Annotated in this window: 5 protein-coding genes; 4 read left to right on the forward strand and 1 reads right to left on the reverse strand. The window is 30.5% G+C overall.

Annotated elements, in window-relative coordinates; genetic code table 11:
* Positions 1-399, reverse strand: a 399-nt coding sequence (locus ACIQ56_RS13200; protein WP_397601518.1) for a hypothetical protein, incomplete at its 3' end; no start/stop codon positions are given.
* A 243-nt stretch (positions 400-642) separates the two neighbouring features.
* Here ACIQ56_RS13200 and ACIQ56_RS13205 point away from each other — a divergent pair.
* The 4 genes from ACIQ56_RS13205 to ACIQ56_RS13220 are packed head-to-tail and all read left to right on the forward strand — an operon-like array spanning position 643 to position 6354.
* On the forward strand, positions 643-945 hold the full coding sequence (locus ACIQ56_RS13205) for a hypothetical protein (protein ID WP_397601519.1): 303 nt from the start codon (positions 643-645) through the stop codon (positions 943-945).
* The gene (locus ACIQ56_RS13210) at positions 942-4208 is read left to right on the forward strand and encodes an aminotransferase class I/II-fold pyridoxal phosphate-dependent enzyme (RefSeq protein WP_397601520.1); all 3267 of its coding nucleotides are present in this window, start codon (positions 942-944) and stop codon (positions 4206-4208) included. The genes ACIQ56_RS13205 and ACIQ56_RS13210 overlap by 4 nt, the downstream gene beginning before the upstream one ends.
* A complete protein-coding gene (gene acs / locus ACIQ56_RS13215) occupies positions 4208-6178 on the forward strand; it encodes an acetate--CoA ligase (RefSeq protein ID WP_397601521.1) in 1971 nt (656 codons plus the stop codon). Before ACIQ56_RS13210 ends, acs begins: the two co-directional genes overlap by 1 nt.
* A gap of 23 nt (positions 6179-6201) precedes the next feature.
* Positions 6202-6354 carry a hypothetical protein gene (locus ACIQ56_RS13220; RefSeq protein WP_397601522.1) on the forward strand — a complete coding sequence of 51 codons (153 nt, stop codon included), beginning with the start codon at positions 6202-6204 and terminating at the stop codon, positions 6352-6354.
* Positions 6355-6445 lie beyond the last annotated feature (91 nt).

Genomic DNA, 6445 nt, shown 5'->3' on the forward strand with positions numbered 1-6445 from the left:
CATGTAAATTTTATTTTCAACATCTCTAAGTATCTGAAAACCACCAAAGGCATCTATGACGTAAATATTTCCGCCAATCCAATTTGGATCAAAATACTGTCTAAGTGGAGAATAAGCCATTCCAAATACATCACCTCCGAGAACAAGTCCTCTTGTTAATCCAAAAACACATTGTTCATAACCACAAAAAATTTCAGCTTCGTCAGGATAAGAAGAGGGTGATAATCTTTGAGCAGAAAGTGATCTAGCTTGGGTATTTAAAAAAGGACTCACTCCTTCAGAATAATCTTTTTGAGATTTATATTCAGGTCTTCCATCATTTTGTGCAAATATATTTAAATGTAAAGAACTTATCATGATAGTTAAAGTTAAATAATTTGGGACTCTCAAAATTTTCATAATATCCTCATTGATTAAATTTAAAAACTAAAAGTATTCGTTTTACCAAATTCCTTTAGTAAGGCTTTGCCAAGTTAAAGTTATACAGATATTTTTTATTAGTCACAATTTTGATTTCATATTTAATAAAAATTTTAAAACTTACCTTATTCAGTTTAGTTGCGATAATTTGATAATATTGCTACTCTATGGCATAACAATATAAATGTATATTCGGGCTTAACATGGAGGTTATTATTGAGTATGCTTTTTTCAATTGATTCTTTATTGCAACTTAATCTTCCTTTAGAACTTTATTCCTTTGCAATTGTATTTTACTGGGTATTAAGTGGAGCTATTGTTCAGTCTTTATTTATTAAAATTGATAAATATTTACCAGTTGGTTTTTCAAGTCCTACAATTGAAACATCAATGACAAGAAGGTTATTTTATTTTATAGCAGGTGGAGCAATTTTACCTATGATAATTGTGCTATTTCCACCTGTATTCATAGCTACCATTATTGGTAAACATTTAGAAGAAAAAGTTAACAGGAAAACTTTATGAAATCTGAAAAAGAGGGTAAAAAAAATGCATGGAATTTTGATTTAAATGCATTCCTCAGTAGCTGTAAAAAATCGACTAATCAAACATTTGAAAATTTAAAAGAAATTTTAAAATATTTAGAAGATCCTTCGACTAGAGTCAAAGCCCGTTGTGCTTTAACGGAACTTTATCAACATTTTTTAAATTTAGAATCTGGACATGATGCAATTTTGAATTATCATTTTTCAATTGATAAATTAATTACAGATGGAGATGAATCAAGTCCTAATACGTTGTTACTTTTGCAATTGCCAAGTATTTTCACACCTGAAGATTGGTCATTTACTTTTTTTGAAGGTTTGGCAAGATACCCTTCTTCCGAATTTCATCATCGTGTTCTTGCTGAACTCGGTTGTGGAAATGGATGGATAAGTATTGCATTAGCAAAAAGGGGAGCACCTCAACAAATATATGGTCTCGATATTAATCCTAAAGCAATTATTTGTGCGCGTATTAACTTATTTTTAAATGCTCTCGATAATTTAGGACAGACTTATATAGACTCTGAAGGTAAATCTATATTAGAACGCGTTCAATTTCATCATTCCGATCTTTTAGAATATTGTATTGTAAATCAAATAAAATTAGATAAAGTAATTGGATGTATTCCTCAAGTTTTAGCTCCAGATTCCAGTTTAATTCCAAATATACTCCCTGAGTCTGTTACCGATGAATCCTTATATGCATTAAGTAACTACTGCTCTAAACAAGGTTACATTGAAGATCAGTTTGGTTTAGGCTTAATTGCTCGTGCTGTTGAAGAGTCTATTGATGTTATGAAATCTTCAGGAAAAATTATTTTAAATTTAGGAGGAAGGCCTGGGAAAGCGGTTTTAGATAGATTATTAACAAGGCGTGGATTTAAAGTAACAACTGTTTGGCAAACAAAAATTGAACAAGCTTTTGATACGGAAATAAAACCTTTAGTTGAAATTGAAAGAAACTCTGCCTATCGATTTGAATTTTATATGGGGGCAAATTCAACTGATTCTATTTCTGCACGGACAGCTTATGCATACGCACAAAATGGGGGAAGAATTTTTCACTCTTTACAAGTTCTCGATGCCGAAATGCGTGATAGTCATAAAATGAAAAAAGTGTTACGACTATTAAAAAAAGATGAATATTCTGATGCTCGAAGTGGTCTAGATCTAACCTTTAACGATCGATCTTTAGTAGAAGAAAAGCTTTCCTTTTTGTCACGATTGTCAGAAAAATTAAATTCTTCTTCTGCTTTTGATTATGAAGACATTAGAGGAGAAAGTTCATTTAGAAGAAATATTGCTGAATATTTTAGAACGTATTGGAGAGTTCCAATAACAGCAAAAAGTGTTTTGATTGCTCCTTCAAGAATTGCAGTTATAAAAAATATTTTTTCGATATATGATATTCATAAAGCAATTGTTAAAAAAGAATTATGCAAGGATCTTCCCGCGGAATGGTTCCAAGCAGATATATCTCAAAATAATGAAAATATATTTGTGATTGAATCTCCAAAACAATGTGAATTGGTTTGTAAACTAGTTTCAACAATATCGCCAGAATTTGTATTATGCTCTTTAAGTGATTTTGAGATTAGAGGCCAAGATTCAATTAAAAGACTTATCGATACAACTGAAAAATATGGAACAAGATTAATTATAGATTTTAGTAATGGATTTGACCTTTCAAGTTATCCAAAAGGGAATGGCATTTTTGAATATTTATCGAATCAGCATTTACCAAGACATGTTAGTTTAATTTGTAGTTTTATTCACAATCGATTGTATTCAGATGTTGAAGTCACTTTTTTATTAAGTGAAAATGATTCTTTTTTAAGTGCAATATGCAATGCTGCAGAATTAACATATAGTAGAACATCTGTAGTTCTTCAAGAGTTTTATAATACCATTTTATTTGATTTATTAAGTTTTCATGTAAAAAATAATAAAAGAAGTTCATCGCAATCTTTAAGATTACCGATTTCAGAAGATTCTGCTTTTTTAAATAAATTTACTGGACTTTCAAAAGATTGTGCAAAAGCTTTTGAACACCCTGCAATAAAAAATTCTCATCATGTGATAAATAGTAACGTCGTAAGATTGGATTACGGCGAAAATACGTTTCCATGTCCAAGTTTTGTAAAAGCAGCTATTTTTGAGAGTTTTGTAAGACAAAATATTTCAAATTCTGAAAATAATCCAGAAAGTGAAATTGCTCAAACATTAAGTAAACGATTCGGATTTAAATCAATTCAAAATAAGGATATATTTTTAGCAAACGGGGTATCTTCTTTATTTGCTGGAATTTCAGAATATTGCTCATTAAATAAAAACCCTATCCTAATTCCTTCTGGAAATTATGGATATTTTGAAGCAACGGCTCTTTTCTTTGGAACAGAAGTTTTATCCCTTAAAACGTCTATTGATCATCAATTTAAAATTCAAGCAATTAAAATGAATGATATCTTATCAAAACAAAAGAAAAAAGTATGGATCTATCTAAACTTACCTATTGTTAATCCAACGGGAGCAAAATATTCAAAACAAGAATTTATTGAAATATTTAAAGTTGCAGAAAAACATGATGCTGTTTTAATTTTAGATACTATTTTTTCTGAACTTGAATTTCAAAAATCAGATGAAGCATACGATATTTCGTCAATCATTAAGAATTATTCTTCTAAGTTGAAATTTATTCTACTTGGTGGTTTATCAAAAGAACTTTCTTCAGGTGGTTTAAGAATTGGTTTTGGTTATTCTGAAAATCAACAATTGCAAAGTGCAATGGAAAAAGGAATTAATAATTATATTCCAAATACAATGCGTTATGCAGCTCGAAAAATATATTCTGTAATAAATTCACAAAATAATGATGTAATCAATCATTACAATGAGCAAAAAGAATTTCTTCAAGATCGTTTTGAAAAATTAAGTCATATATTATCTATTTGTGGATGGGAACCACTCGATTCTAAAGGTGGTTTATTTATTATAGCCAAACCCACAAAATTAATTGGTAAGAAAATAAAAATTCAAAAAAATAATGAAGAAATTAATGAAACAATTAATGGTAAAAATATTCATGAAGTTATGTTTTATAAAACGGGTCTCTTAATTAATGGTTCTGAATGGACTGGAATTCAAGATTATTCACGTTTTGTATTATCTGTATCTGAGAAAGAATTTGAAAGTGCTATAGAAAAATTAAAACTATTTTGGAATGCCGTAAGTCGGGGTGAATAATGGCAAATAATGAGTTAGCAGAAGTTTCAATTGATTCTTTACTTAAAGAAAATAGAAAATTTATACCAAATAAAAAATTTTCAGAAAATTATATTTTAAAAGATTATAATACATATAAAAGAATGTATAATAGTTCAATTAAAAATCCAAAAGAATTTTGGGAAAAAATGGCTGCTACTCATCTTGTTTTTTTTAAAAAATGGAGAAGTGTATTTAAATGGAAAGATTATAAAGCAGAGTGGTTTATTGGTGCTACTTTAAATGTTTCTTATAATTGCTTAGATAGACATGTAAATTCCGATCGAAAAAATAAAGCGGCACTTATTTGGGAAGGAGAACCAGGAGAAGTTAGGACATATACATATCAACAGCTTTATTCAGAAGTCATGAAATGTGCGAATATGTTAAAAAGTTTAGGAATGGTTGCTGGTGATAAAGCAGCTATTTATATGCCCCTAATTCCAGAAGCAATGATAGCAATGCTTGCTTGTACGCGAATTGGAGTTGTTCATACAGTTGTATTTGGAGGATTTAGCAGCAATTCATTACGCGATCGCATTCAAGATTCAGGTTGTAAAATTTTATTTACGGCTGATGGAGGATTTCGAAAAGGTAGTGTGGTTAAAATGAAAGAAATGGCTGATCAAGCTCTTTTAGAAACCCCTACAATCAAAAATGTTATTGTTGTTAAAAGAACTTCTGAAAAAGTAAATATGAAAACAGGAAGAGATTTATGGTGGCATGAGTATTCTGCTAAACAAGCAAAAGTATGCGAAGCAATTCCTTTGTCATCTGAACATCCCTTATTTATTTTATATACAAGCGGAACAACAGGTAAACCTAAAGGATTACTTCATACAACAGCTGGTTATTTATTAGGTGCTACCGTAACAACAAAATATTTATTTGATATTAAAGAAACAGATATTTATTGGTGTACTGCCGATGTGGGATGGATTACAGGCCACAGTTACGTTGTTTACGGGCCTCTGAGCAATGGTGCGACAGTATTTATGTATGAAGGTGCTCCTACGTTTCCAGAACCAGATAGATTTTGGAAAATGATATCAGATCATAAAGTAACAACTTTATACACTGCGCCAACGGCAATACGTTCCTTTATACGTTTAGGAAACGAATATCCATTAAAACATGATTTATCCAGTTTAAGATTACTTGGAACGGTTGGCGAACCTATAAATCCTGAAGCTTGGATTTGGTATAATGAAGTCATTGGAAAGAAAAAATGCCCAATTGTAGATACTTGGTGGCAGACTGAAACAGGAGCTGCCATGATCGCTCCTTTTCCAGGAATTATGGCAACAAAACCAGGTAGTGCAACAAATCCTTTTTTTGGAATAGAACCTCTTATCTTAAAGAAAGATGGTACAAAAGCAAAAGGAAATGAGGGTGGTTATTTATGTATAAAAAATCCTTGGCCATATATGGCTAGAACAATATATGGTGATCATGAACGTTATAAAAAAACATATTGGAAAGAAATTGAAGGACATTACTTTACTGGGGATGGAGCTCATCAAGATAAAGAAGGTTACTTTTGGATAATGGGAAGAGTAGATGATGTCATTAATGTAAGTGGACATCGACTCGGAACAATGGAAATTGAAAGTGCTGCCGTTCATCATCCTAGTATTGCGGAATGTGCTGTTGTAGGAAGACCCGATCCTATTAAAGGCCAAGGCATTGTTGCATTTATTACTTTAAAAAAATCAGAAAAAGTAAATTCACATTTAAAAGATGATATTTCAAAATTTATCGCAAAGGAAATTGGAACTTTAGCAAAACCTGACGATATTCGTTTTACGGAAGCCTTGCCAAAAACACGGAGCGGTAAAATTATGAGAAGGCTTTTAAGAGAATTAGCGACTACAGGAGTCATTAAAGGGGATACGACTACTTTAGAAGATTTTTCTGTGTTAGAAAAACTAAGAGAAAAAGATGAGGAATAAAAGGCAAATATAAAGAGAAAAAAATGAAAACAAAATCAAGTTCTCTTTTTAAGAAAATAGATGAAAATATTAAAATTCCATTTCCATTTAATATAAATTTATTTATGGATATTTTGTCAAAAGATAATTTAGAATGGATTGAAAATATTAAATTTAATATGCCAGTTAAGAGTTGAGAATGTGTTTTTAGAAAAAGAATATGTACTTAAAAAGGCATGCAGAAAATCTTCCGAAAACATGGACAAGCAAGCCCTTTGTTGAACGGAC

Origin of the sequence: Silvanigrella sp. (assembly GCF_044369315.1) — a bacterium.
Classification (GTDB): Bacteria; Bdellovibrionota_B; Oligoflexia; order Silvanigrellales; family Silvanigrellaceae; genus Silvanigrella.